The 1,488-nt window shown below is 67.7% G+C and carries 1 protein-coding gene and 1 pseudogene; both read right to left on the reverse strand.

The features are described 5' to 3' along the window. Positions 1–74 precede the first annotated feature (74 nt). Positions 75–1,028 carry a 2-dehydro-3-deoxygalactonokinase gene (locus ACESMD_RS13895; protein WP_372614150.1) on the reverse strand — a complete coding sequence of 318 codons (954 nt, stop codon included), beginning with the start codon at positions 1,026–1,028 and terminating at the stop codon, positions 75–77. Beyond that, positions 1,025–1,488: pseudogene (locus tag ACESMD_RS13900) on the reverse strand (2-dehydro-3-deoxy-6-phosphogalactonate aldolase); the annotation flags it as partial. The pseudogene ACESMD_RS13900 and the gene ACESMD_RS13895, both read right to left, overlap by 4 nt.

Here is a 1,488-nt window from a genome sequence, read left to right on the forward strand (position 1 = left end):
ATCCTGATCGCCTTCCCGGGCATCGTGACCTGGCTGCCTGATCTCACTGCGGTACGCGGCAGTTGATGGCGCGGCTAGCGCGAAGAGGCCCCGTCGGGGACTGACGATTCAGGGGATCCGGAACGGCATCGATTCAGCAGCCGGATCCCCTCGATGCTGGCCCTGTCGGCCTCGACCTGACAGACCGCCACCCCGCGCATCTCCATGGCCCGCCGGTAACTCGCACTGAGCTCGTGGGACCCGACCAGGACGACACTGTCCTGGGCCTCGATCTGTGGTTGCATGGCGTCGAGTTCGCTGCCGATCAGCACGCCCGACACAAAGCTGCCGACCTGCGCTGCCTCGAGACCCTGATGAAGATGCCGGCTTCTCGCCTCGAAGAGCGCATGCAGGACACCCGCCGGATGCCGGGAAGCGGTGAGACCCCGTTCGAACCCCTCGGCACAGAAGGCCTCATCCCGGGGAATGGGTTCGCCCACCAGGGTGTGAAAGCGCAGCACATGAAACAGCTCACCGGTCATCAGCGTCGTGAAATGGGTCAAGACATTCTCCCGGGCACTGACCCACTTGCTGTGGGTTCCCGGCAGGCAACAGAGGCCGCCCTGCCTTCCCGCCAGTGACAGGGCGCCGAAGGCCTGCACCTCCTCCCCGCGCATCACATCCACATGTGACGGCGTCACCATCTTGGCGCCGGGCACCAGCCAGGCATTGTCCAGCCCCGGGGCGGGCATCAGGTTCTCCGCGAGAGCCTCCAGGGTCAGGGGCATCTCCAGCTGTGGTGCCTCGACCCAGCCAGTGCGCGCCCCGACCATGCCGGCGAGATAGACGGGTAGCGGTGAGCTTCCTCCCGCGCCCGTCCGCCACTCGGCCAGCTGCTGCCGGCAATAGTGCGGAAACTGCTCAGGGTCCAGGGCTCTGAGGCCGGCGGACGAGCGTTTCTCGGCGATACATCGTCCGGTCTGACCATCCACCAGGAAGGCGCGGAAATTGCTCGTCCCCCAATCGACGGCGATGAAGGCCTCCCTCATGTCGCCATCCCTGGCGATCCCCGGACGCGATGCCATTCGGCGACCAGGGCGACGCCACGACGGCCAACCTCGTCACTCGAGCGCCCCGGTGCATAGAGGCTACCGCCCAGGCCGACGCCATCGATGCCGGCGGCCTGCCAGGCCGCCATCTGATCGACACCGATGCCGCCCACCGCCAGCACCGGCAGGTCGGGGGGCAACACGGCGCGCAGGTCACGATAATACCCGGTGCCCAGGCTTTCGGCCGGGAAGAGCTTGAGAGCACAGGCGCCGGCGCGAGCCGCCGCCAGGGCCTCGGTGGGCGTCATGCAGCCGACCAGGGGGGCCAGTCCGGCGTCTCGCCCGGCACGGATCACCTCGGCATCGGTATTGGGCGTCACCAGCAGGGAGGCTTCCAGGCTCGCCAGACGCTCCACGTCCTTCACCGAGAGCACGGTGCCGGCACCGACCAGGACATCCG

The organism is Halomonas sp., assembly GCF_041689495.1.
Lineage (GTDB): Bacteria > Pseudomonadota > Gammaproteobacteria > Pseudomonadales > Halomonadaceae > Halomonas.